Source organism: Streptococcus sp. 79, assembly GCF_013277425.1.
GTDB lineage: Bacteria > Bacillota > Bacilli > Lactobacillales > Streptococcaceae > Streptococcus > Streptococcus pseudopneumoniae.
In genome coordinates this window covers 1-22,773 of record NZ_VMMW01000032.1, presented here as the reverse complement: position 1 = coordinate 22,773, position 22,773 = coordinate 1, and the positions used below count along the sequence as shown (strand labels likewise).

The 22,773-nt window shown below is 40.4% G+C and carries 24 protein-coding genes; 15 read left to right on the top strand and 9 right to left on the bottom strand.

Annotation, left to right across the window (positions count from 1 at the left end; translation table 11 throughout):
• Positions 1-67 precede the first annotated feature (67 nt).
• The 9 genes from dnaG to HT729_RS06045 all read left to right on the top strand — a co-directional run bounded on the left by dnaG (position 68) and on the right by HT729_RS06045 (position 7,722).
• A complete protein-coding gene (gene dnaG / locus HT729_RS06085; protein ID WP_172926064.1) occupies positions 68-1,828 on the top strand; it encodes a DNA primase in 1,761 nt (586 codons plus the stop codon).
• Between the two features lie 2 nt (positions 1,829-1,830).
• Positions 1,831-2,940, top strand: a complete 1,110-nt coding sequence (gene rpoD / locus HT729_RS06080) for an RNA polymerase sigma factor RpoD (RefSeq protein ID WP_000201906.1) — start codon at positions 1,831-1,833, stop codon at positions 2,938-2,940.
• A gap of 13 nt (positions 2,941-2,953) precedes the next feature.
• Positions 2,954-3,283 carry a metal-sulfur cluster assembly factor gene (locus HT729_RS06075; protein WP_172931791.1) on the top strand — a complete coding sequence of 110 codons (330 nt, stop codon included), beginning with the start codon at positions 2,954-2,956 and terminating at the stop codon, positions 3,281-3,283.
• Positions 3,284-3,397: 114 nt separating this feature from the next.
• The gene (cpoA, locus tag HT729_RS06070; protein ID WP_172931790.1) at positions 3,398-4,441 is read left to right on the top strand and encodes an alpha-galactosylglucosyldiacylglycerol synthase; all 1,044 of its coding nucleotides are present in this window, start codon (positions 3,398-3,400) and stop codon (positions 4,439-4,441) included.
• Positions 4,442-4,456: 15 nt separating this feature from the next.
• Entirely contained in the window at positions 4,457-5,782 is a 1,326-nt protein-coding gene (locus HT729_RS06065; RefSeq protein ID WP_172931789.1) for a glycosyltransferase family 4 protein, read from the top strand.
• A gap of 29 nt (positions 5,783-5,811) precedes the next feature.
• The gene (locus HT729_RS06060) at positions 5,812-5,988 is read left to right on the top strand and encodes a PspC domain-containing protein (RefSeq protein ID WP_172931812.1); all 177 of its coding nucleotides are present in this window, start codon (positions 5,812-5,814) and stop codon (positions 5,986-5,988) included.
• Positions 5,989-6,046: 58 nt separating this feature from the next.
• Positions 6,047-6,181, top strand: a complete 135-nt coding sequence (locus tag HT729_RS06055; RefSeq protein WP_000863852.1) for a DUF4044 domain-containing protein — start codon at positions 6,047-6,049, stop codon at positions 6,179-6,181.
• A 62-nt stretch (positions 6,182-6,243) separates the two neighbouring features.
• Complete coding sequence (gene obgE / locus HT729_RS06050; RefSeq protein ID WP_172926061.1) at positions 6,244-7,554, top strand: GTPase ObgE; 1,311 nt, start codon at positions 6,244-6,246, stop codon at positions 7,552-7,554.
• 9 nt (positions 7,555-7,563) lie between these two features.
• Positions 7,564-7,722: a hypothetical protein gene (locus tag HT729_RS06045; protein ID WP_007284777.1), complete on the top strand. Its 159-nt coding sequence runs from the start codon at positions 7,564-7,566 to the stop codon at positions 7,720-7,722.
• Positions 7,723-8,524: 802 nt separating this feature from the next.
• Here HT729_RS06045 and HT729_RS06040 read toward each other — a convergent pair.
• Positions 8,525-8,695, bottom strand: coding sequence for a hypothetical protein (locus HT729_RS06040; RefSeq protein ID WP_000849970.1), 171 nt, complete (start codon positions 8,693-8,695; stop codon positions 8,525-8,527).
• A 134-nt stretch (positions 8,696-8,829) separates the two neighbouring features.
• Between HT729_RS06040 and HT729_RS06035 the strand changes: the two genes are divergently transcribed.
• The 6 genes from HT729_RS06035 to radC all read left to right on the top strand — a co-directional run bounded on the left by HT729_RS06035 (position 8,830) and on the right by radC (position 16,334).
• Positions 8,830-10,089, top strand: coding sequence for a UDP-N-acetylglucosamine 1-carboxyvinyltransferase (locus HT729_RS06035; protein WP_023940713.1), 1,260 nt, complete (start codon positions 8,830-8,832; stop codon positions 10,087-10,089).
• A 15-nt stretch (positions 10,090-10,104) separates the two neighbouring features.
• Positions 10,105-10,656, top strand: a complete 552-nt coding sequence (locus tag HT729_RS06030) for a GNAT family N-acetyltransferase (RefSeq protein WP_172926060.1) — start codon at positions 10,105-10,107, stop codon at positions 10,654-10,656.
• Positions 10,649-11,926, top strand: coding sequence for a CBS-HotDog domain-containing transcription factor SpxR (gene spxR / locus HT729_RS06025; protein WP_172926059.1), 1,278 nt, complete (start codon positions 10,649-10,651; stop codon positions 11,924-11,926). The genes HT729_RS06030 and spxR overlap by 8 nt, the downstream gene beginning before the upstream one ends.
• A 15-nt stretch (positions 11,927-11,941) precedes the next feature.
• Positions 11,942-12,802 (top strand): methionyl aminopeptidase, encoded by an 861-nt coding sequence (locus HT729_RS06020; protein ID WP_000631540.1) that lies wholly within the window; start codon positions 11,942-11,944, stop codon positions 12,800-12,802.
• A 517-nt stretch (positions 12,803-13,319) separates the two neighbouring features.
• Positions 13,320-15,611, top strand: a complete 2,292-nt coding sequence (gene pcrA / locus HT729_RS06015; protein ID WP_172926058.1) for a DNA helicase PcrA — start codon at positions 13,320-13,322, stop codon at positions 15,609-15,611.
• A 42-nt stretch (positions 15,612-15,653) separates the two neighbouring features.
• The gene (gene radC / locus HT729_RS06010) at positions 15,654-16,334 is read left to right on the top strand and encodes a DNA repair protein RadC (RefSeq protein ID WP_166731463.1); all 681 of its coding nucleotides are present in this window, start codon (positions 15,654-15,656) and stop codon (positions 16,332-16,334) included.
• Here radC and HT729_RS06005 read toward each other — a convergent pair.
• The 8 genes from HT729_RS06005 to HT729_RS05970 form a co-directional block, all read right to left on the bottom strand.
• Positions 16,331-17,020, bottom strand: coding sequence for a gamma-glutamyl-gamma-aminobutyrate hydrolase family protein (locus HT729_RS06005; RefSeq protein ID WP_166731464.1), 690 nt, complete (start codon positions 17,018-17,020; stop codon positions 16,331-16,333). The genes radC and HT729_RS06005 overlap by 4 nt on opposite strands.
• A gap of 17 nt (positions 17,021-17,037) precedes the next feature.
• Entirely contained in the window at positions 17,038-17,679 is a 642-nt protein-coding gene (locus HT729_RS06000) for a redox-sensing transcriptional repressor Rex (protein ID WP_000653414.1), read from the bottom strand.
• 82 nt (positions 17,680-17,761) lie between these two features.
• The gene (locus tag HT729_RS05995; protein WP_000462491.1) at positions 17,762-17,977 is read right to left on the bottom strand and encodes a DUF4649 family protein; all 216 of its coding nucleotides are present in this window, start codon (positions 17,975-17,977) and stop codon (positions 17,762-17,764) included.
• Between the two features lie 7 nt (positions 17,978-17,984).
• Positions 17,985-18,332, bottom strand: a complete 348-nt coding sequence (locus HT729_RS05990; RefSeq protein ID WP_001864230.1) for a DUF1831 domain-containing protein — start codon at positions 18,330-18,332, stop codon at positions 17,985-17,987.
• A 4-nt stretch (positions 18,333-18,336) separates the two neighbouring features.
• The gene (locus HT729_RS05985; RefSeq protein WP_172931788.1) at positions 18,337-19,452 is read right to left on the bottom strand and encodes a cysteine desulfurase family protein; all 1,116 of its coding nucleotides are present in this window, start codon (positions 19,450-19,452) and stop codon (positions 18,337-18,339) included.
• A gap of 9 nt (positions 19,453-19,461) precedes the next feature.
• Positions 19,462-20,421 carry a ribose-phosphate diphosphokinase gene (locus HT729_RS05980; RefSeq protein ID WP_049524085.1) on the bottom strand — a complete coding sequence of 320 codons (960 nt, stop codon included), beginning with the start codon at positions 20,419-20,421 and terminating at the stop codon, positions 19,462-19,464.
• Positions 20,422-20,533: 112 nt separating this feature from the next.
• A complete protein-coding gene (locus HT729_RS05975) occupies positions 20,534-21,103 on the bottom strand; it encodes a CYTH domain-containing protein (RefSeq protein WP_112443672.1) in 570 nt (189 codons plus the stop codon).
• 133 nt (positions 21,104-21,236) lie between these two features.
• Positions 21,237-22,382 (bottom strand): site-specific integrase, encoded by a 1,146-nt coding sequence (locus HT729_RS05970; RefSeq protein WP_172931787.1) that lies wholly within the window; start codon positions 22,380-22,382, stop codon positions 21,237-21,239.
• Positions 22,383-22,773: the final 391 nt, after the last annotated feature.

The following is a 22,773-nucleotide window of genomic DNA, read 5'->3' as shown; positions in this document are numbered from 1 at the left end:
GTTTACTTTTTTTCTGAAATAAAGTATACTATATAAAGTAAACTATGATAACATGGAGGTATTGTGTATGGTTGACAAACAAGTCATTGAAGAAATCAAAAACAATGCCAATATTGTGGAAGTCATAGGAGATGTGATTTCTTTACAAAAGGCAGGACGGAACTATCTAGGGCTCTGTCCTTTTCATGGTGAAAAAACACCTTCTTTCAACGTTGTAGAGGATAAGCAGTTTTACCACTGTTTTGGTTGTGGCCGATCTGGTGATGTCTTTAAGTTCATAGAGGAGTACCAAGGGGTTCCCTTTATAGAGGCTGTCCAAATCTTAGGTCAGCGTGTTGGAATTGAGGTTGAAAAACCGCTTTATAGTGAACAGAATCCAGCTTCACCCTACCAAGCTCTTTATGATATGCACGAAGATGCAGCCAAATTTTATCATGCTATTCTCATGACCACGACCATGGGGGAGGAAGCCAGAAATTACCTCTATCAGCGAGGTTTGACAGATGAAGTGCTCAAACATTTTCGGATTGGTTTAGCACCTCCAGAACGCAACTATCTCTATCAACGTTTGTCTGGTCAGTATCGTGATGAGGATTTTCTAGATTCAGGGCTATTTTACCTATCGGATGCAAATCAATTTGTAGACACCTTTCACAATCGGATTATGTTTCCCCTGACAAATGACCAGGGAAAGGTCATTGCCTTTTCAGGTCGTATCTGGCAGAAAACGGATTCACAAACTTCTAAGTATAAAAATAGCCGATCGACTGCAATTTTTAACAAAAGTTACGAATTATATCATATGGATAGGGCAAAAAAATCTTCTGGAAAAGCCAGTGAGATTTACCTCATGGAAGGGTTCATGGATGTCATTGCAGCCTATCGGGCTGGAATCGAAAATGCTGTCGCATCTATGGGAACAGCCTTGAGTCGTGAGCATGTTGAGCATCTGAAAAGGTTAACCAAGAAGTTAGTTCTGGTATACGATGGCGATAAGGCTGGGCAAGCTGCGACATTGAAAGCGCTGGACGAAATTGGTGATATACCTGTGCAAATCGTCAGCATGCCTGATAACTTGGATCCGGATGAGTATCTACAAAAAAATGGTCCAGAAGAATTGGCCTATCTATTAACGAAAACTCGTATTAGTCCGATTGAGTTCTACATTCACCAGTACAAGCCTGAAAATAGTGAAAATCTACAGGCTCAGATTGAGTTTATTGAAAAAATAGCTCCCTTGATTGTTCAAGAAAAGTCTATCACTGCTCAAAATAGCTATATTCATATTTTAGCTGACAGTCTGGCATCCTTTGATTATGCTCAGATTGAGCAGATTGTTAATGAGAGTCGTCAGGCGCAAAGGCAGAATCGCATGGAAGGAATTTCCAGACCGACGCCAATCACCATGCCTGTCACCAAGCAGTTATCCGCTATTATGAGGGCAGAAGCCCATCTACTTTATCGAATGATGGAATCCCCTCTTGTTTTGAACGATTACCGCTTGCGAGAAGATTTTGCATTTGATACACCTGGATTTCAGGTCTTATATGACTTGCTTGGACAGTATGGCAATCTTCCTCCAGAAGTTCTAGCAGAACAGACAGAGGAAGCTGAAAGAGCTTGGTACCAAGTCTTAGCTCAGGATTTACCATCTGAGATGTCACCTCAGGAACTTAGTGAAGTAGAAATGACTCGAAACAAGGCTCTCTTGAATCAGGATAATATGAGAATCAAAAAGAAGGTGCAGGAAGCTAGCCATGTAGGAGATACCGACACAGCCTTAGAAGAATTGGAACGTTTAATTTCACAAAAGAGAAGAATGGAGTAATAATGGCAACAAAACAAAAAGAAGTAACAACATTTGACGTACAAGTAGCAGAATTTATCCGTAATCATAAGCAAAAAGGGACAGCAACAGATGATGAAATCAATGCTAGTCTTGTCGTTCCTTTTACCTTGGACGCTGATGGGATTGAAGATCTCTTGCAACGGATTCAAGATGCAGGAATTTCTATCACAGATAATGAAGGAAATCCAAGTGCGCGTGTTCTTAGCAATGAAGAAGAACCAGAACTCAGCGATGAGGACTTGATTGGGTCAACTTCTGCTAAGGTTAATGACCCTGTCCGTATGTATTTGAAAGAAATCGGGGTCGTTCCTCTCTTGACCAATGAAGAGGAAAAAGAGTTAGCACTGGCTGTTGAAGCGGGTGACATCGAAGCTAAACAACGCCTTGCGGAAGCCAACCTTCGTTTGGTTGTTTCTATTGCCAAACGCTATGTCGGTCGTGGTATGCAGTTCCTTGACTTGATTCAAGAAGGAAATATGGGTTTGATGAAGGCGGTTGACAAGTTTGATTATTCTAAAGGATTCAAGTTCTCAACTTACGCAACTTGGTGGATTCGTCAGGCTATCACTCGTGCTATTGCGGACCAAGCTCGTACCATCCGTATCCCAGTTCACATGGTTGAAACCATCAATAAATTGGTTCGTGAACAGCGTAACCTCCTTCAAGAATTAGGTCAAGATCCAACACCTGAGCAAATCGCTGAACGTATGGATATGACTCCTGATAAGGTTCGTGAAATCTTGAAGATTGCTCAAGAACCAGTATCTCTTGAAACACCAATCGGTGAAGAGGATGATAGCCACCTTGGAGACTTTATCGAAGATGAAGTGATTGAAAATCCAGTGGACTATACAACTCGTATCGTCTTGCGTGAGCAGTTGGATGAGGTCTTGGATACTCTTACAGACCGTGAAGAAAATGTTCTGCGTCTACGTTTTGGACTAGATGATGGAAAAATGCGTACCCTTGAAGATGTGGGTAAAGTCTTTAACGTGACTCGTGAGCGTATCCGTCAGATTGAAGCCAAGGCTTTGAGAAAACTACGCCAACCAAGTCGTAGCAAACCGCTTCGTGATTTTATTGAAGACTAAGAGTGAGGAAAATATGGCTTATACAGAAGAGCAAATTGAAAATATCAAAACACGAATTTTATCAGCCTTGGAAGAAGTTATTGACCCTGAGTTGGGAATCGATATTGTCAATCTTGGTTTGATTTATAAGATTCGTTTTGACGGCGACACAGGGCAAACAGAGATTGATATGACCTTGACAACTATGGGTTGTCCCCTAGCAGACCTTTTGACGGACCAGATTTATGATGCCATGACCGAGGTTCCAGAAGTAACGGATACTGAGGTCAAATTGGTTTGGTATCCAGCCTGGACCGTTGAAAAAATGAGTCGCTATGCACGCATTGCCCTAGGCATTAAGTAAACCTATAAAAACATGTGAGAGACCATTGGAAAATGAGGAAATTTCCCCTTCTTTTCCTCTAGTCTCTCCTTTCTTTTGCTGATTTTATTCAAAGAAAATGATATAATAGTAGTTATGGAAAGAAAGAAATTACGCATCAATATGTTGAGTTCAAGTGAGAAAGTAGCAGGACAAGGAGTTTCAGGTGCTTACCGTGAATTAGTTCGTCTTCTTCACCGTGATGCCAAGGACCAATTGATTGTTACAGAAAATCTTCCAATAGAGGCAGATGTGACTCACTTTCATACCATTGATTTCCCCTATTATTTATCAACATTTCAAAAGAAACGCTCAGGAAGGAAAATTGGCTATGTGCATTTCTTGCCTGACACACTTGAGGGGAGTTTGAAAATTCCATTTTTCTTAAAGGGAATTGTGAAACGCTATGTATTTTCTTTTTACAATCGGATGGAGCACTTGGTGGTGGTCAATCCTATGTTTATTGAGGATTTGGTGGCAGCGGGTATTCCACGTGAAAAAGTGACTTATATTCCTAACTTTGTCAACAAGGAAAAATGGCATCCTCTTCCACAGGAAGAGGTAGCGAAACTGCGTACAGAGCTAGGTCTTAGTGACAATCAGTTTATCGTAGTAGGTGCTGGTCAAGTTCAGAAGCGCAAAGGGATTGACGATTTTATCCGTCTGGCTGAGGAATTGCCGCAGATTACCTTTATCTGGGCTGGTGGTTTCTCTTTTGGTGGCATGACAGATGGTTATGAACGCTATAAGAAAATTATGGAGAATCCCCCTAAAAATTTGATTTTTCCAGGTATTGTATCGCCAGAGCGGATGCGCGAGTTGTATGCCCTAGCGGATCTTTTCTTGCTTCCTAGTTACAATGAGCTCTTTCCGATGACGATTTTAGAGGCTGCCAGTTGTGAAGCTCCGATTATGTTGCGTGATTTGGATCTTTATAAGGTGATTTTAGAGGGGAATTATCGGGCGACAGCAGACAGAGAAGAGATGAAAGAAGCTATTTTAGAATATCAAGCAAATCCTGCTGCTTTAAAAGATTTGAAAGAAAAAGCTAAGAATATTTCTAGAGAGTATTCAGAAGAGCATCTGTTACAAATCTGGTTGGATTTTTATGAGAAACAAGCCGCTTTAGGGAGAAAGTAAAAAGTGAGGTAATCTATGCGAATTGGTTTATTTACAGATACCTATTTTCCTCAGGTTTCTGGTGTTGCGACCAGTATTCGAACCTTGAAAACAGAACTTGAAAAGCAGGGGCATGCTGTTTTTATCTTTACGACGACAGATAAGGATGTCAATCGTTATGAAGACTGGCAAATTATCCGCATTCCAAGTGTTCCTTTCTTTGCTTTTAAAGATCGTCGCTTTGCCTATCGAGGTTTCAGCAAGGCGCTTGAAATTGCTAAACAATATCAACTGGATATTATCCACACTCAGACAGAATTTTCTCTTGGTTTGTTGGGAATTTGGATTGCGCGTGAATTGAAGATTCCAGTCATCCATACCTATCACACTCAGTACGAAGACTATGTGCATTATATTGCCAAGGGGATGTTGATTCGTCCTAGTATGGTCAAGTATTTGGTTAGAGGTTTCCTGCACGATGTGGATGGGGTTATTTGCCCGAGTGAGATTGTCCGTGATTTACTATCGGACTATAAGGTCAAGGTTGAAAAACGGGTCATTCCTACTGGGATTGAATTAGCCAAGTTTGAGCGTCCTGAAATCAAGCAGGAAAATTTGAAAGAACTGCGTAGTAAACTAGGGATTCAAGATGATGAAAAGATGCTACTTAGTCTTTCCAGAATTTCCTATGAAAAAAATATTCAGGCAGTATTAGCAGCCTTTGAAGAAGTTCTGAAAGAGGAGAACAAGGTTAAACTGGTGGTAGCTGGGGATGGTCCTTATCTGGATGACCTCAAAGAGCAAGCCCAGAAACTAGAGATTCAAGACTCGGTCATCTTTACAGGGATGATTGCTCCTAGTGAGACGGCTCTTTATTATAAGGCGGCAGATTTCTTCATCTCGGCATCGACAAGTGAAACGCAGGGTTTGACCTACTTGGAAAGCTTAGCTAGTGGGACGCCTGTCATTGCTCATGGAAATCCTTATCTGGACAATCTCATCAATGACAAGATGTTTGGAACCTTGTACTATGGAGAACATGATTTGGCTGGTGCTATTTTAGAGGCCTTGATTGCAACACCAGACATGAATGAGCATACCTTATCAGAAAAATTGTACGAGATTTCGGCTGAGAACTTTGGGAAACGGGTGCATGAGTTTTATCTTGATGCTATTATTTCAAATAACTTCCAGAAAGATTTAGCCAAAGATGATACGGTTAGTCAGCGTATCTTTAAGACAGTTTTGTATCTACCGCAAAAGGTGGTCGCTGTACCGGTAAAAGGCTCTAGACGCATGCTGAAGGCTTCAAAAACACAGTTAATCAGCATCAGAGATTATTGGAAAGACCATGAAGAATAGAAAGAGGAATAGCTATGAAAAAACAATTGATGAGAAGTGGTAGTGATCAAAAAATTGCTGGTGTTTGTGCTGGGGTAGCCCATTATTTTGATATGGATCCGACTATTGTTCGTGTAATATGGGGTGTTCTTGCTTGCTGTTACGGAGCGGGAATTGTAGCTTATATCATTTTATGGATTATTGCACCAGTAGCAACTGACTATTGAAAACTAGCTGAATTCATGCTAAGATAATAGAAAATAGAATGTAACGAAGGAGATAAAAATGGCATTTGGAGATAATGGAAAACGTAAAAAAACGATGTTTGAGAAATTAACCTTGCTTATCGTGCTTATCATGTTAGTAGCAAGTATTTTGGGTATTTTTGCAACTGCAATTGGTGCCCTCAGTAATCTATAAAAAGATTCAAGAAAATTTTGTGACTGGGATTTCCCAGCCCTTTTTTAAAGTGAGAAGAAAAAATGAGTATGTTTTTAGATACAGCCAAGATTAAGGTCAAGGCTGGTAATGGTGGTGATGGCATGGTTGCCTTTCGCCGTGAAAAATATGTCCCTAATGGCGGTCCTTGGGGTGGTGATGGTGGACGTGGAGGTAATGTGGTTTTCGTTGTAGACGAAGGACTACGTACCCTCATGGATTTCCGCTACAATCGTCATTTCAAGGCTGATTCTGGTGAAAAAGGAATGACCAAAGGAATGCATGGACGTGGTGCTGAGGACCTTATAGTTCGAGTACCACAAGGTACGACTGTTCGTGATGCAGAGACTGGCAAGGTCTTGACAGATTTGATTGAACATGGACAAGAATTTATCGTTGTCCACGGAGGTCGTGGTGGTCGTGGAAATATCCGCTTTGCAACACCAAAAAATCCTGCACCTGAAATCTCTGAAAATGGGGAACCAGGTCAGGAACGTGAGTTACAATTGGAACTAAAAATCTTGGCAGATGTTGGTTTAGTAGGATTCCCATCTGTAGGGAAATCAACACTTTTAAGTGTTATCACATCGGCTAAACCTAAAATTGGTGCCTACCACTTTACGACCATTGTGCCAAATCTAGGTATGGTTCGCACCCAATCAGGTGAATCCTTTGCAGTAGCCGATTTGCCAGGTTTGATTGAAGGGGCTAGTCAAGGTGTTGGTTTGGGAACTCAGTTCCTCCGTCACATTGAGCGTACCCGTGTCATCCTTCATATTATTGATATGTCAGCTAGCGAAGGCCGTGATCCTTATGAGGATTATCTTGCCATTAACAAGGAGTTAGAGTCATACAATCTTCGTCTCATGGAGCGTCCACAGATTATCGTAGCCAATAAGATGGATATGCCTGAGAGTCAAGAAAATCTTAAAGAATTTAAGAAAAAATTGGCTGAAAACTACGATGAATTTGAAGAGTTACCAGCTATCTTCCCAATATCTGGTTTGACCAAGCAAGGTCTGGCTACGCTTTTGGATGCTACAGCTGAATTGTTAGACAAGACACCAGAATTCTTGCTTTACGACGAGTCCGATATGGAAGAAGAAGCTTACTATGGATTTGACGAGGAAGAGAAAGCCTTTGAAATTAGCCGTGATGACGATGCGACATGGGTACTTTCCGGTGAAAAACTGATGAAACTCTTTAATATGACCAACTTTGATCGTGACGAATCAGTCATGAAATTTGCCCGTCAATTACGTGGTATGGGGGTTGATGAAGCCCTTCGTGCGCGTGGTGCTAAGGATGGGGATTTGGTCCGCATTGGTAAATTTGAATTTGAATTTGTAGACTAGGAGACTAGTATGGGAGATAAACCGATATCTTTCCGAGATGCGGATGGCAATTTTGTTTCCGCCGCAGATGTTTGGAATGAAAAGAAATTGGAAGAACTATTTAATCGTCTCAATCCAAATCGTGCTCTGAGATTGGCACGAACTAAAAAAGACAATCCATCTCAGTAAAGAAGCTAAAAAATCCCGTGCCTCATCAGACACGGGATTTTGTGGTACAACGGGCATGTATAGCAAACTGAATCTGGAATAGCACAGGATATCTTCTAAAATATTGTTATCAATTGATTTGAATTTTAAAATTAAATTGTTTGATTCTTATTTCACTTTGTTATAGTATATCTGATGTCAAAGTTCTCGGCGAGTCAAATAGCGATTCCCAAGCCTGACTATCGTGAGGTAGCGGGTTAAAACGGTCTGGGGATAGACCGTTTTAAGTCTGTCGCTGGAAATAAGAATCGTCAGAGGAAGGGATAGCGAAATCGTGGCTCTACGAACAGGAACGTGATAGTAAGGTGTATATAGTGGATAAGGGGGCTCAGAACTCTAAATTCCAAAAAGGTAGTACATAAAGCACGAGAGTAATTGAATTCGTACTAAGATTTCCTATTTTCACTGTAACCTTTTAACGTCCTCATATCTTGTATAAACGAGGATAGATGTACGACTTATCCCGTGAGGTCTATCACTATAAAGAGAAAACGACAGATAGAAGTGATCCTGAGTCACGGTTATCTTTAAAATAGATTGTCTGATAGGATGCTAGCCTGAAAACGTCTTGTTCATGAAATATAGGACGGTATGTATAAAACGCTTCTGTGAACTGAGAGAAGGGGGAGAAGTTCTTTCTAAAGTTTAGTTGAACAGCCGTATTCCGATACTTAGATAAGGGAGCTAGTCTTAGCTCCTACTCGATTTCAGGGGACAAAAAAGGGGTAATAGCGCTTCGAGAAAGATTATACTCAAAATCTCTTCAAACCACGTCAGCGTCGCCTTGCCGTATATATATGTTACTGACTTCGTCAGTTCTATCTGCAACCTCAAAACAGTGTTTTGAGCTGCCTTCGTCAGTCTTATCTACAACCTCAAAACAGTGTTTTGAGCAGCCTGCGGCTAGCTTCCTAATCTGCTCTTTGGTTTTCATTGAGTATCAGTGACTAACTCATCAACTCTGATTTATCCAATAAAATTGAAAAGGATGGAAAAAAGGTTGCATTTATGATATAATTTATTTTAAAGACCTTATTAGAAATCTTGAGAGAGTATTGAAAACTTAGAATGAGAAAAATTGTTATCAATGGTGGATTACCACTACAAGGTGAAATCACTATTAGTGGTGCTAAAAATAGTGTTGTGGCCTTAATTCCGGCTATTATCTTGGCTGATGATGTGGTGACTTTGGATTGCGTTCCAGATATTTCGGATGTAGCCAGTCTTGTCGAAATTATGGAATTGATGGGAGCTACTGTTAAGCGTTATGACGATGTCTTGGAGATTGATCCAAGAGGTGTTCAAAATATTCCAATGCCTTATGGGAAAATCAATAGTCTTCGTGCATCTTATTATTTTTATGGAAGTCTTTTAGGTCGCTTTGGTGAAGCCACAGTTGGCTTGCCTGGAGGATGTGACCTTGGTCCTCGTCCGATTGACCTACACCTTAAGGCTTTTGAAGCTATGGGTGCCACTGTTAGCTACGAGGGAGATAACATGAAGTTATCTGCTAAAGATACAGGACTTCATGGTACAAGTATTTACATGGATACGGTTAGTGTAGGAGCAACGATTAATACGATGATTGCTGCGGTTAAAGCAAATGGTCGTACTATTATTGAAAATGCAGCCCGTGAACCTGAAATTATTGATGTAGCTACCCTCTTGAATAATATGGGTGCCCATATCCGTGGGGCAGGAACCAATATCATCATTATTGATGGTGTCGAAAGATTACATGGGACACGTCATCAGGTGATTCCAGACCGCATTGAAGCTGGAACATATATTTCCTTAGCTGCTGCAGTTGGTAAAGGAATTCGTATCAATAATGTTCTTTACGAACACCTAGAAGGATTTATTGCTAAGTTGGAAGAAATGGGAGTGAGAATGACTGTATCTGAAGACAGCATTTTTGTCGAGGAACAGTCTAATTTGAAAGCAATCAATATTAAGACGGCTCCTTACCCAAGCTTTGCAACTGATTTGCAACAACCGATTACCCCACTTTTACTAAGAGCGAATGGTCGTGGTACAATTGTCGATACGATTTACGAAAAACGTGTAAATCATGTTTTTGAACTAGTAAAGATGGATGCGAACATTTCGACAACAAATGGTCATATTTTGTACACGGGTGGACGTAGTTTACGTGGAGCCAGTGTTAAAGCAACTGACCTGAGAGCAGGTGCAGCTTTAGTTATTGCTGGTTTGATGGCCGAGGGACAAACTGAAATTATCAATGTCGAGTTTATCTTACGTGGTTATTCTGATATTATCGAAAAATTACGTAATCTAGGAGCGGATATTAGACTTGTTGAGTATTAAACCGTAGAGGTGTTTATGAATATTTGGACCAAATTAGCAATGTTTTCTTTTTTTGAAACGGATCGCTTGTATTTGCGTCCTTTCTTTTTTAGTGATAATCAGGACTTCCACGAGGTAGCTTCAAATCCAGAAAATCTTCAATTTATTTTCCCAACGCAGGCAAGTCTGGAAGAAAGTCAGTATGCACTTGCCAATTACTTTATGAAGTCCCCTTTGGGAGTGTGGGCAATTTGTGACCAGAAAAATCAACAAATGATTGGTTCTATTAAGTTTGAAAAGTTAGATGAAATTAAAAAAGAAGCAGAACTTGGCTATTTTTTGAGAAAAGATGCTTGGTCGCAAGGATTTATGACAGAGGTTGTTAGAAAAATTTGTCAACTTTCTTTTGAAGAATTTGGCTTAAAACAATTATCCATCATTACCCACCTTGAAAATGAAGCTAGTCAACGGGTTGCCCTTAAGTCTGGATTTCGATTGATTCGTCAGTTTAAGGGAAGTGATCGCTACACAAGGAAAATGCGAGATTATCTTGAGTTTCGCTTTGTAAAGGGAGAAGTTAATGAGTAAACACCAAGAAATTCTAAGCTATTTGGAAGAATTACCCGTTGGTAAAAGGGTCAGTGTTCGTAGTATTTCAAATCATCTGGGAGTCAGTGATGGAACTGCCTATCGGGCCATTAAAGAAGCTGAAAACCGTGGAATTGTGGAGACCCGTCCTAGAAGTGGAACAATCCGCGTCAAATCCCAGAAAGTTGCGATTGAAAGATTAACTTTTGCTGAAATTGCAGAAGTGACTTCTTCTGAGGTTCTGGCTGGGCAAGAAGGTTTAGATAGAGAATTTAGTAAGTTTTCAATTGGTGCCATGACTGAACAAAATATTCTGTCCTACCTTCACGATGGGGGGCTCTTGATTGTCGGAGACCGAACCCGTATCCAATTACTAGCGCTGGAAAATGAAAATGCCGTTTTGGTTACAGGTGGTTTTCATGTTCATGATGATGTGCTTAAACTGGCAAATCAAAAAGGGATTCCTGTTCTAAGAAGCAAGCATGACACTTTCACTGTTGCGACTATGATCAATAAAGCCTTGTCAAATGTCCAAATCAAGACTGATATTTTGACAGTTGAGAAGCTTTATCGTCCAAGTCATGAGTATGGTTTTCTGAGAGAGACAGACACCGTTAAAGATTATTTGTACTTGGTACGCAAGAATCGTAGCAGTCGTTTTCCTGTTATCAATCAACATCAGGTTGTTGTTGGCATTGTAACCATGAGAGATGCTGGTGATAAGTCACCAAGTACCACAATTGACAAGGTCATGTCTCGTAGTTTATTTTTAGTTGGATTATCGACAAATATTGCCAATGTGAGTCAACGGATGATTGCTGAAGACTTTGAAATGGTACCGGTTGTTCGGAATAATCAAACCTTGCTTGGAGTTGTGACACGACGAGATGTCATGGAGAAGATGAGTCGTTCCCAAGTTTCTGCTCTACCAACTTTTTCTGAGCAGATTGGTCAAAAACTCGCTTATCACCATGATGAAGTCGTCATTACAGTGGAACCCTTTATGCTTGAGAAAAACGGTGTTTTGGCTAATGGTGTATTAGCGGAGATACTGACTCACATGACCCAAGATTTAGTTGTGAATAGTGGTCGCAATCTCATTATCGAGCAGATGCTCATCTACTTTTTGCAGGCTGTTCAGATAGATGATACACTGCGCATTCAAGCACGCATTATCCACCATACTAGACGGTCAGCTATTATTGATTACGATATTTATCATGGTCATCAGATTGTTTCAAAAGCAAATGTAACCGTTAAAATTAATTAGAAACTAGGAGAAAAAATGATAACATTAAAATCAGCTCGTGAAATCGAAGCTATGGATAAGGCCGGTGATTTTTTAGCAAGTATCCATATTGGCTTGCGTGATTTGATTAAGCCTGGCGTAGATATGTGGGAAGTTGAAGAATACGTTCGCCGTCGTTGTAAGGAAGAAAATTTCCTTCCGCTTCAGATTGGAGTTGACGGTGCCATGATGGACTATCCTTATGCTACCTGTTGCTCTCTTAATGATGAAGTAGCTCATGCTTTCCCTCGTCACTATATCTTGAAAGATGGTGATTTGCTCAAGGTTGACATGGTTTTGGGAGGTCCAATTGCTAAGTCTGATTTGAATGTCTCAAAATTAAACTTCAACAATGTTGAGCAAATGAAGAAATACACTCAGAGCTATTCTGGTGGTTTAGCAGACTCTTGTTGGGCTTATGCTGTAGGTACACCGTCCGAAGAAGTGAAAAACTTGATGGATGTAACTAAAGAAGCAATGTATAAGGGGATTGAGCAAGCTGTTATTGGGAACCGTATTGGTGATATTGGTGCAGCCATTCAAGAATACGCTGAAAGTCGTGGTTACGGTGTAGTGCGTGATTTGGTTGGTCATGGTGTTGGCCCAACCATGCACGAAGAACCAATGGTTCCTAACTATGGTATTGCTGGTCGTGGACTTCGTCTCCGTGAAGGAATGGTCTTGACTATTGAACCAATGATTAATACAGGTGACTGGGAAATCGATACAGATATGAAAACCGGTTGGGCGCATAAGACCATTGACGGTGGATTGTCATGTCAGTATGAACACCAATTTGTCATTACGAAAGATGGACCTGTTATCTTGACTAGCCAAGGTGAAGAAGGAACTTATTAATAAAAATTGAAAAGACTACTGGAAGTTTATTTTGATAAAAAATCCAGTAGATCTTTTCATAATAAAACGCATTGTATCAAGTGTTAGGGGCTGATATCATGCGTTTTTCTGACTTTAAGATTTTTTCCAACTCTGTTTGTAACCACATCATAACAGAGGGTCTAGGATTCAGGGCTCTCCTCCTATATACTATTAGTAAAGCAAAACTAGGGGAGAATATTTTAGTGTCGCAATCTATCGTTCCTGTAGAGGTTTTACGATATCGTTGTTTTGGTTTTAAAAAGAGAAATGGAATTCTGTTTAACGTTCGTATTGCCAATCTTAAATTTACCTTTTTTTATATTGATGTATTGAGCTAGTTCATGAAAAAATTAAGTGAAAAAGTCGAGTGTTTTAGAAACCTACAGTGTAGTATTCTAGTTTCAATCCGCTATATTTTGCTACTCCCCGTAAAGTTTCTATTTTCCCTGATTTCTGATATAATAGAAATATTGACTTCAAGAGTAAGGAAGAGAAGATGAACGCATTATTAAATGGAATGAATGACCGTCAGGCTGAGGCGGTGCAAACGACAGAAGGTCCCTTGTTGATTATGGCGGGGGCTGGCTCTGGAAAGACCCGAGTTTTGACCCACCGTATCGCTTATTTAATCGATGAAAAGCTGGTCAATCCTTGGAATATCTTGGCTATTACCTTCACTAACAAGGCTGCGCGTGAGATGAAAGAGCGTGCTTATAGCCTCAATCCAGCCACTCAGGACTGTCTGATTGCGACCTTCCACTCCATGTGTGTGCGTATTCTGCGTCGTGATGCAGACCATATTGGCTACAACCGCAATTTTACTATTGTAGATCCTGGTGAACAGCGAACTCTTATGAAACGCATTCTTAAGCAGTTAAACTTGGATCCGAAAAAATGGAATGAACGGAGCATCTTAGGAACTATTTCCAATGCTAAGAATGATCTGATTGATGATGTTGCCTATGCTGCCCAAGCTGGAGATATGTACACGCAAATTGTGGCCCAGTGTTATACAGCCTATCAGAAAGAACTGCGTCAGTCGGAGTCGGTTGACTTTGATGATTTGATTATGCTGACCCTGCGTCTCTTTGATCAAAATCCTGATGTCTTGACCTACTACCAGCAGAAATTTCAGTACATCCATGTTGATGAGTACCAAGATACCAACCATGCCCAGTATCAATTGGTCAAACTCTTGGCTTCCCGTTTTAAAAATATCTGTGTGGTTGGAGATGCGGACCAGTCTATCTACGGTTGGCGTGGTGCGGATATGCAGAATATCTTGGATTTCGAGAAAGATTATCCCCAAGCCAAGGTGGTTTTGTTGGAGGAGAATTACCGTTCCACTAAAACAATTCTCCAAGCGGCTAATGAGGTTATCAAAAATAATAAAAATCGCCGTCCCAAGAATCTCTGGACTCAAAATGCTGATGGGGAGCAAATCGTTTACTATCGTGCCGATGATGAGCTAGATGAGGCTGTATTTGTAGCCAGAACCATCGATGAACTTAGTCGCAGTCAAAACTTCCTTCACAAGGATTTTGCAGTTCTCTATCGGACTAATGCCCAGTCTCGTACTATTGAGGAAGCCCTGCTCAAGTCAAACATTCCTTATACCATGGTTGGTGGAACCAAGTTCTACAGCCGTAAGGAAATCCGCGATATTATCGCTTATCTTAATCTTATTGCTAATTTGAGTGACAATATCAGTTTTGAGCGTATTATCAACGAACCAAAACGTGGAATTGGGCCAGGTACTGTTGAGAAAATTCGTGACTTTGCAAATATGCAAAACATGTCTATGCTAGATGCTTCAGCCAATATCATGTTGTCTGGTATCAAGGGTAAAGTAGCCCAGTCTATCTGGGATTTTGCAAATATGATGTTAGATTTGCGAGAGCAACTGGATCACTTAAGCATTACTGAGTTGGTTGAGTCCGTCCTAGAAAAAACAGGTTATGTCGATATTCTTAACGCCCAAGCGACCTTAGAAAGCAAGGCTCGTGTAGAAAACATCGAGGAGTTCCTCTCTGTGACGAAAAACTTTGATGACACCTCTGATGGGCCAGAAGAAGAAACTGGTCTGGATAAACTGAGTCGTTTTTTAAATGACTTGGCCTTGATTGCGGACACAGATTCAGGTAGTCAGGAGACATCAGAAGTGACCTTGATGACCCTGCATGCTGCCAAAGGTCTCGAGTTTCCAGTTGTCTTTTTGATTGGGATGGAAGAAAATGTCTTTCCACTTAGTCGTGCAGCTGAGGATCAAGATGAATTGGAAGAAGAGCGTCGTCTAGCCTATGTAGGAATTACGCGTGCAGAGAAAATTCTCTATCTGACCAATGCCAACTCACGCCTGCTTTTTGGTCGTACCAACTACAACCGTCCCACTCGTTTTATTAACGAAATCAGTTCAGACTTACTTGAGTATCAAGGTCTGGCTCGTCCAGCAAATACAAGCTTTAAAGCATCATATAGTAGTGGTGGCCTTGCCTTCGGTCAAGGTATGAGTTTGGCGCAGGCCCTCCAAGACCGTAAACGCAGTGCTGCTCCAAAAACTATCCAGTCAAGCGGTCTTCCATTTGGTCCATTTACAGCTGGAGCAAAATCAGCTTCTAGCGAGACGAATTGGTCCATTGGTGACATTGCCCTCCACAAGAAATGGGGAGAGGGAACTGTTCTGGAAGTTTCAGGTAGTGGTGCTACGCAGGAATTGAAAATCAATTTCCCGGAAGTAGGTTTGAAAAAACTTTTAGCCAGTGTGGCTCCAATTGAGAAAAAAATCTAATTTTCCATCCTTCTCACGAATAATAAAGTGAGGAGGATTTTTATGTATAGTATTTCATTCCAAGAAGATTCACTATTACCAAGAGAAAGACTGGCCAAGGAAGGAGTTGAAGCGCTCAGTAATCAAGAGTTGCTAGCTATTTTACTCAGGACAGGGACACGTCAGGCTAGCGTTTTTGAAATTGCCCAGAAAGTCTTGAGCAATCTTTCAAGCCTAACGGATTTGAAAAAAATGACCCTGCAGGAATTGCAGAGCCTATCTGGTATCGGGCGCGTTAAGGCCATAGAATTACAAGCAATGATTGAACTGGGGCATCGTATTCACAAGCATGAGACCCTTGAGATGGAGAGTATTCTCAGCAGTCAAAAGTTGGCCAAGAAGATGCAGCAGGAATTGGGGGATAAAAAACAAGAGCACCTGGTGGCGCTCTATCTCAATACTCAAAATCAAATCATTCATCAACAGACCATTTTTATCGGTTCTGCAACTCGTAGTATCGCTGAGCCGCGAGAGATTCTTCACTATGCTATCAAGCATATGGCGACTTCTCTCATCTTGGTTCACAATCATCCTTCGGGAGCGGTAGCGCCTAGCCAAAATGATGATCATGTCACTAAAATTGTTAAAGAAGCCTGCGACCTGATGGGGATTGTCCTCTTGGACCATTTGATTGTCTCACAATCTAGTTACTTTAGTTACCGTGAAAAGACAGATTTAATCTAAAGTTCATTAACAACATAGTCAAAGAGGTTTTTATCTTTGGGGCGATTTTCAAATAGAAATTCTGGGTGCCATTGGACACCGAGAAAGGCAACATCATCCGTACTCATGACAGCTTCAATAATACCATCTTTAGGATCATGAGCCGCAATCTTTAAATTTGGTGCTAAATCCTTGATACTCTGGTGATGGAAGGAGTTGATATGGGAGATTTCTCCATAGATTTCTCGGAGAACAGTATCAGGTTCTGTCACCAAGCGTTGAGTTGTGTACTCGGCAGAACAATTCTGCCAATGATCTTCGATATCTTGGTACAGAGTTCCGCCCATGGCAACGTTAAAAAGCTGAGTCCCACGACAGACGGAGAAAATAGGCTTTTTCTGTTTGATAGCTTCCTTGATGAGGGCTAGTTCGAATATATCTCTTTGAAGGTGGTAGTCATCGCTATCAATGGTTTTTGGTTCACCATAGAATTTTGGATCAACATTTTGCCCACCTGTCAAGATGAGCTTGTCAATCATACTGATATAGTGGCAGGACATTTCTTGATCACCAATCGGTAGGATGATGGGAATCCCTCCAGCGTCTTTAACGCCTTCCACAAAGCCTTTTGCTGCGTAGCTCATCATGATGTCATCATCTGGATGAGTTTTTTCGTTTCCTGTAATCCCTATAACTGGTTTTTTCATAAAATGATTTTCGCTTTCTAATCCTCTTTTCGCATGAAGTAGAGGAGAGTTTGGAGTTCACTTGTCAAATCGACATACTGAACGACCACGTCTTTTGGTAAATGCAGATGGACTGGTGAAAAACTGAGAATTCCTTTCACGCCAGCATCTACCAAGAGATTGGCAACCTCTTGTGACTTGACGCTGGGAACTGTCAGGATAGCAGTCTTCACATCAGCATCCTTGATTTTATCCTTGATTTGAGAAATTCCGTAAATGGGAATTCCATCAGGAGTTTGGCTACCGACTTCAGGATGGTCATCTAGGTCAAAGGCCATGATAATCTTCATCTTGTTACGCTCATGAAAGCGGTAGTGGAGAAGGGCATGGCCCATATTTCCAATACCAACCAGCATGACATTGGTGATGGAGTTATCATTAAGCAAATCGGCAAAAAACGTCATCAGTTTTTTGACATCATAGCCAAAACCACGACGACCTAGTTCACCAAAATAGGAAAAATCACGACGTACGGTCGCTGAATCAATACCGATAGCCTCTGCAATTTGCTTAGAGTTGGCACGTTCAATCTTTTCTGCATGAAATCTCTTAAAAATTCGATAGTAGAGAGAGAGTCTTTTTGCTGTAGCTTTTGGAATAGCAGACTGTTTATCTTTCACAAAATCACAACCTTTCTATTCTTCTATTTTATAGAAACATTGTGAAAAAATCAACAAAAACAAGAAAAAACTAAGAAAAATCTTAGTTTTGATGTAAAAAATCTGCATGTGATAGAAAACGGTAGAGGTCTCCGACCAGACCCTGATAAACTTCCTGGCCCTTAAAAGTCAAAGAAGTCACATAAAGTGTATCTGGTAGAGTCACACATCCTGACAAAGCTAGCATGAGAGCCTCATAATCTTCATACTTGAGTGTACGCTCTACATGATAGCTGTCCTTATAGGTCAGTTCAAACATTTTGGCTCTATCTTTCCGATTTTGTAAAGACACCACGTTCTACTAAGCTATCCATGAGGAAATAGAATTTTTCCTGATGAATGTGGTGATCTTCTGATTTGAAAATATCAACTAGACGAAGGCCAAACTTGTCAGTGATATTGATTTTAGCACCTGTAAGTTCCTTGTTAATGATGATTTTGAGTTGGAAGCCTTCACCGCTGTTTGGCACTTTTTCAAGTAGGCGAGTCAATTCATAGTTACCAACCTTAGTCTCAAAAAAGGTGTTGTCCTTAAGGGTGAATTTTTTAACAGAAGGGCTAAGAGTGTAGTCGTAACGACAATTTTTTAACAGAATGGTTTTTTCAAATGCCATATGGCTAACCTCCGATAATTTCTTTTAAGGTTTTTGCGAGGGTATGTAGGTCTTCAACAGTATTTTCTGACGACAAACTGATGCGAACGGATTCTTTCAAGCGTTCTGAATTTGCCCCGTACATGGCTTCGAGAACATGGCTGGATTGTACAATGCCCGCAGTACAGGCTGAACCAGTAGAGATAGAAATTCCAGCCAAATCTAGACGAAGGAGTAAGAGGTCATTTTTCTGGCCAGGAAATCCAATATTGAGAACATAAGGAAGATGATGTTGTCCTCTATTCAGGTAATACTGAATTCCCTCTAGCTCTGCCAGAAAGGCAGTCTCTAGATTTTGTACATGTTGAAAATGTTCTTCTTGTTTTTCGAGGTCTTCTTTTAGGGCTGCAACCATACCCACGATGGCAGCTAGATTTTCAGTCCCTGCACGTTTTTTCTGTTCTTGGTCTCCGCCATGTAGATAAGAATCAAAGTCCATGCTAGATGCGTAGAGAAAGCCGATTCCCTTAGGGCCATGGAACTTGTGGGCAGAAGCAGTGAGAAAATCAATGCCCAATTCTTCTGGATGTATAGGGATTTTACCAATAACCTGAACTGCATCAACATGATAGGCAGCAGGGTGTTGCTTGAGTATTTGGCCAATTTCAGCAATGGGAAGTAGGTTTCCTGTCTCATTATTAGCAAACATGGTAGAAACCAAAATCGTATCGTCACGTAAGGCCTCTTGAATTTGCTGGGCAGTGATTTCCTGATTTTCTGGCTGGATAATGGTTGCTTCAAACCCAAAGTGCTGAACCAAGTAATCAATGGTTTCAAGGACAGCATGGTGCTCAATGGCAGTTGTGATGATATGTTTTCCTTGTTCTTGGTGACGAAGGCAGTAGCCAATGATAGCAGTATTGTTGCCTTCAGTCCCACCAGAAGTGAAAAAGATATGTTGAGGTTTTGTCCCCAGTAACTGAGCTAGTTCCTGACGGGCTTCTCGCAAGAGTTTGCCAGCTTGACGACCATGTCCATGAATACTAGAAGGATTGCCATGGGTTTCTTGTAAAACCTTGGTCATAGCTGAAATAGCAACTGCTGACATAGGAGTCGTTGCAGCATTGTCCAAATAAATCAAAGAATCACCTTATTTCTTTTTGTTGTAAGCAAAGAGTGGGCTGACTGGTTTTCTTTCGTGGATACGTACGATAGCGTCACCAATTAACTCACTAGCAGTGATGTAGCATACGTTTTTAGGAGTTTTTTCTTTTGTTGCTACTGAATCAGTCACAAGAATTTCTTTAATCTTAGTATTGTCAAGAAGTTCAGCAGCTCCTTCAACGAAGAGACCGTGGCTAGAAACAGCATAAATTTCTGTAGCTCCTTCACGTTCAACGATTTTAGCAGCTTCAGAGAAGGTACGTCCTGTATTAAGAATATCATCAATCAAGATGGCTTTTTTACCTTCAACATCACCGATAATATAACCTTCGTTGCGAGTTGCATCATCCTGAGGGTAGTCGATAATGGCGATAGGAGCATCAAGATATTCAGCCAGGCTACGAGCACGTTTTACACCTGAATTTTTAGGGCTAACGACAACAACATCTGAACCGAGTAGTCCCTTATCGCAGTAATGTTTTGCAAATAGGGGAACAGTGAAAAGATTATCCACTGGAATATCAAAGAAACCTTGGACCTGAACGGCATGCAAATCAAGAGTCAGGATACGATCAACCCCAGCCTTAACCAGCATATTGGCAACTAGTTTTGCTGTAAGTGGCTCACGAGGACAAGCAATGCGGTCTTGACGTGCATAGCCAAAATACGGAAGGACAACGTTGATACTGTGGGCACTTGCACGCACACAAGCGTCGACCATGATTAACAATTCCATTAGGTGGTTGTTGACAGGGAAACTTGTTGATTGGATGATGTAAACATCATAACCACGGACACTTTCTTCAATATTCACTTGGATTTCTCCGTCTGAAAATTGACGTGATGATAGTTTTCCAAGTGGGACACCAACAGCTTGAGCAATTTTCTGTGCAATCTCTTGGTTAGAGTTGAGTGCGAAAAGTTTCATGTTTTTTCTATCTGACATTATAGACCGTCCTCTGTAAACTTTATAAATCCTAGTGATATTTGCCTTACCTATATGAACTAGGATTCGTGTATTTTTATCTTTTCTATTTTACCAAAAAATGGAGATTATTTCAGCTATTTTTCATACTTTTGACAAATCGAACCAATTTTGAAGGAGCTTTTTGATAAGAAATCTGATTTTCCTCTAAAAATTGTTGGAAATCCTGTTTGCCTTGCTCATGATTTTCCACTTCAAGCTCCAATTCGTAATCTGTCATATCAAAGTATTGACTCTCATCTAGCGCCATGAGGCCAATAGATGTTTGCATTTCATAGCGAAGCGTTGTTAGACAACCAAGAATCTGCCATTCACTAGTTTTAATACCATGTTTCGCCAATTCATCCAGTACTAGCCCTTGAGGAAGTTCTTTCTTGCTCAGATAGTTTTCAGCATCTTTTAGCTGCAATTTTTGGTTGTACTCCATGTTTCCGACACTCTGTGGGACTTTGAGTGTCAATTCTGCCCAGTTTTCAAAAGTGCGAATGCGCATAGCAACTTTCTTTTCTCGCAGTTCAAAATCAGGCGTGTCCATGTAGTAATTTTTTTGAAGAACAGGAGTGACGTCTGTGAACTGGTCTTTTAGACGATTGTATTCATCTTTTTTCAAGAGTGTTTTCAATTCAATTTCTAAATGTTTCATTTTTCTTACCTTTTCTTTATCGTTGAAAGCGGATTTATGGTATAAATAGTACACGTCTTCCTAATCCCTTGAAATCAGTGGGTTTCTAGCATGTCTACCAAAAGTGAATACGAGATTGAATACGGCATGACTTTTAGCTGGGGCGGATGAAATCCATGAGTTGATCGACGACTTCAAAACGTTGATTGTCATTGATGTGGGTATACATATCAAGGGTGGTTTGAACATTATTATGACCTAATCTATCTGAAATGATTTTTGCTGTAACACCAGCTTCAAAGAGAAGAGAAGCGTGTGTGTGCCTGAAACCGTGAGGAGTGATTTTTTTGACATCCTTATGTTCACAAAAGAATCTTCTAAGTCTCTCTTTCACAGCTGAAGGCGAAATCCATCCTCCGAAACTATTCGTAAAGATATAATTCGAATCATGTTTGTAAGGCACACTAGCCCGAAAATACTCTTTTATCTGCTGACGTTTCCAGAGTTTTAATACATTCAGAGTTTCATCATCTAAAGTGATAACCCTCTTACTCCTTTTGGTTTTAGGGTCCTGAACAGTTTGTTTTTTATTAACAACGACAGCCGTACGAGAAATATCCAATCGTTTATTTTCAAAATCAACATCTGACCAGATGAGTCCGATAGCTTCTCCAGTCCTCAAACCAGTAAAAGCTAGTAAGTGATAAAAGGTATACTCTACAGGCTTACAATCTACTCTGCAAACTTTAAGAAACTCCGTTAGCTCCTGTTTTGTATAGTAGTTTTCTTTGGTCTTCAATGGCCTATTTTTAGGCTTGATAATCTTGTCTAAGGGATTTGACTTGATAATGTCAATAGAAGTGGCATACTTGAAAATACGGCTAATGACAGAGTAGTAATTGGCATAGAGGATATAGCGATTTCTTAACTGGATAGCAACCTTCTGACAATAAGCTACACTGATCTGCTGGATTTTCATATCTGTAAAATACAAGTCAATCATAACATCAAGTTTCTTCTTAGTATTCTGATAAGTTGTTGGTTTTACAGTGCTCTTATAGCTATCAAGCCACAAATCAGCAACTTCAGCGAAAGTAGGGTTCTGGAAATCTTCGTTGTTTGAAAAACCATTCTCTTCAACATCTAAGAGAAGGTCACGTTCGGCTGCTTTAGCTTCTTTAATGGTTTTAAAACCACGGCGTGTTGTACGCTTTTCTTTTCCAGTAGCAGGGTCTATACCCAGATATGTTTGAAAGAGATATCTAGTCTCTCCTTTTTTTGTAAGGTATTTTTTTATCATAAAAAGTCCTTTCTTTTCTATTGCTTGCCCGCATAGTTGAAAAGGTGTAGAACTTATGATAAACTATAGTTGTATTTTTTTATCATCCTTTCCATTGCTTGCTTGATGGAAAGTTGAATCCTCACACTCAAAGTTTGGCGATGGAGAGTGTGGGGATTTTTTGAGTTGTTTCCAAAATGGAAACAGTTGCTAGATAAAAAGAAAAGTAGTCGTATCAAATACGGCTACCATCACGTTATGGATCTAAAATCCAAACCTAAACTTTATGGAGCTAAACTCCTGATAGCTGTATTGTAATATAATTTTCAAAAAATATCAATTTCGCACAATAGACCTATAGGATGAGGTTGCTATTGGCGAATATGGGGGTGCTTTTGTTTATTTCAAGTAT

Coding starts and splice junctions, on each gene's coding strand:
- radC (WP_166731463.1), top strand. CDS start 15,654: ATGTATAGTATTTCATTCCAAGAAGATTCACTATTACCAAGAGAAAGA.
- HT729_RS05975 (WP_112443672.1), bottom strand. CDS start 21,103: ATGAAACATTTAGAAATTGAATTGAAAACACTCTTGAAAAAAGATGAA.
- HT729_RS06005 (WP_166731464.1), bottom strand. CDS start 17,020: ATGAAAAAACCAGTTATAGGGATTACAGGAAACGAAAAAACTCATCCA.
- dnaG (WP_172926064.1), top strand. CDS start 68: ATGGTTGACAAACAAGTCATTGAAGAAATCAAAAACAATGCCAATATT.
- obgE (WP_172926061.1), top strand. CDS start 6,244: ATGAGTATGTTTTTAGATACAGCCAAGATTAAGGTCAAGGCTGGTAAT.
- HT729_RS06020 (WP_000631540.1), top strand. CDS start 11,942: ATGATAACATTAAAATCAGCTCGTGAAATCGAAGCTATGGATAAGGCC.
- HT729_RS06040 (WP_000849970.1), bottom strand. CDS start 8,695: ATGAAAACCAAAGAGCAGATTAGGAAGCTAGCCGCAGGCTGCTCAAAA.
- rpoD (WP_000201906.1), top strand. CDS start 1,831: ATGGCAACAAAACAAAAAGAAGTAACAACATTTGACGTACAAGTAGCA.
- HT729_RS06075 (WP_172931791.1), top strand. CDS start 2,954: ATGGCTTATACAGAAGAGCAAATTGAAAATATCAAAACACGAATTTTA.
- HT729_RS06045 (WP_007284777.1), top strand. CDS start 7,564: ATGGGAGATAAACCGATATCTTTCCGAGATGCGGATGGCAATTTTGTT.
- HT729_RS06055 (WP_000863852.1), top strand. CDS start 6,047: ATGGCATTTGGAGATAATGGAAAACGTAAAAAAACGATGTTTGAGAAA.
- HT729_RS05990 (WP_001864230.1), bottom strand. CDS start 18,332: ATGGCATTTGAAAAAACCATTCTGTTAAAAAATTGTCGTTACGACTAC.
- HT729_RS05970 (WP_172931787.1), bottom strand. CDS start 22,382: ATGATAAAAAAATACCTTACAAAAAAAGGAGAGACTAGATATCTCTTT.
- HT729_RS05980 (WP_049524085.1), bottom strand. CDS start 20,421: ATGTCAGATAGAAAAAACATGAAACTTTTCGCACTCAACTCTAACCAA.
- spxR (WP_172926059.1), top strand. CDS start 10,649: ATGAGTAAACACCAAGAAATTCTAAGCTATTTGGAAGAATTACCCGTT.
- HT729_RS06035 (WP_023940713.1), top strand. CDS start 8,830: ATGAGAAAAATTGTTATCAATGGTGGATTACCACTACAAGGTGAAATC.
- HT729_RS06030 (WP_172926060.1), top strand. CDS start 10,105: ATGAATATTTGGACCAAATTAGCAATGTTTTCTTTTTTTGAAACGGAT.
- HT729_RS06060 (WP_172931812.1), top strand. CDS start 5,812: ATGAGAAGTGGTAGTGATCAAAAAATTGCTGGTGTTTGTGCTGGGGTA.
- HT729_RS05995 (WP_000462491.1), bottom strand. CDS start 17,977: ATGTTTGAACTGACCTATAAGGACAGCTATCATGTAGAGCGTACACTC.
- pcrA (WP_172926058.1), top strand. CDS start 13,320: ATGAACGCATTATTAAATGGAATGAATGACCGTCAGGCTGAGGCGGTG.
- cpoA (WP_172931790.1), top strand. CDS start 3,398: ATGGAAAGAAAGAAATTACGCATCAATATGTTGAGTTCAAGTGAGAAA.
- HT729_RS06065 (WP_172931789.1), top strand. CDS start 4,457: ATGCGAATTGGTTTATTTACAGATACCTATTTTCCTCAGGTTTCTGGT.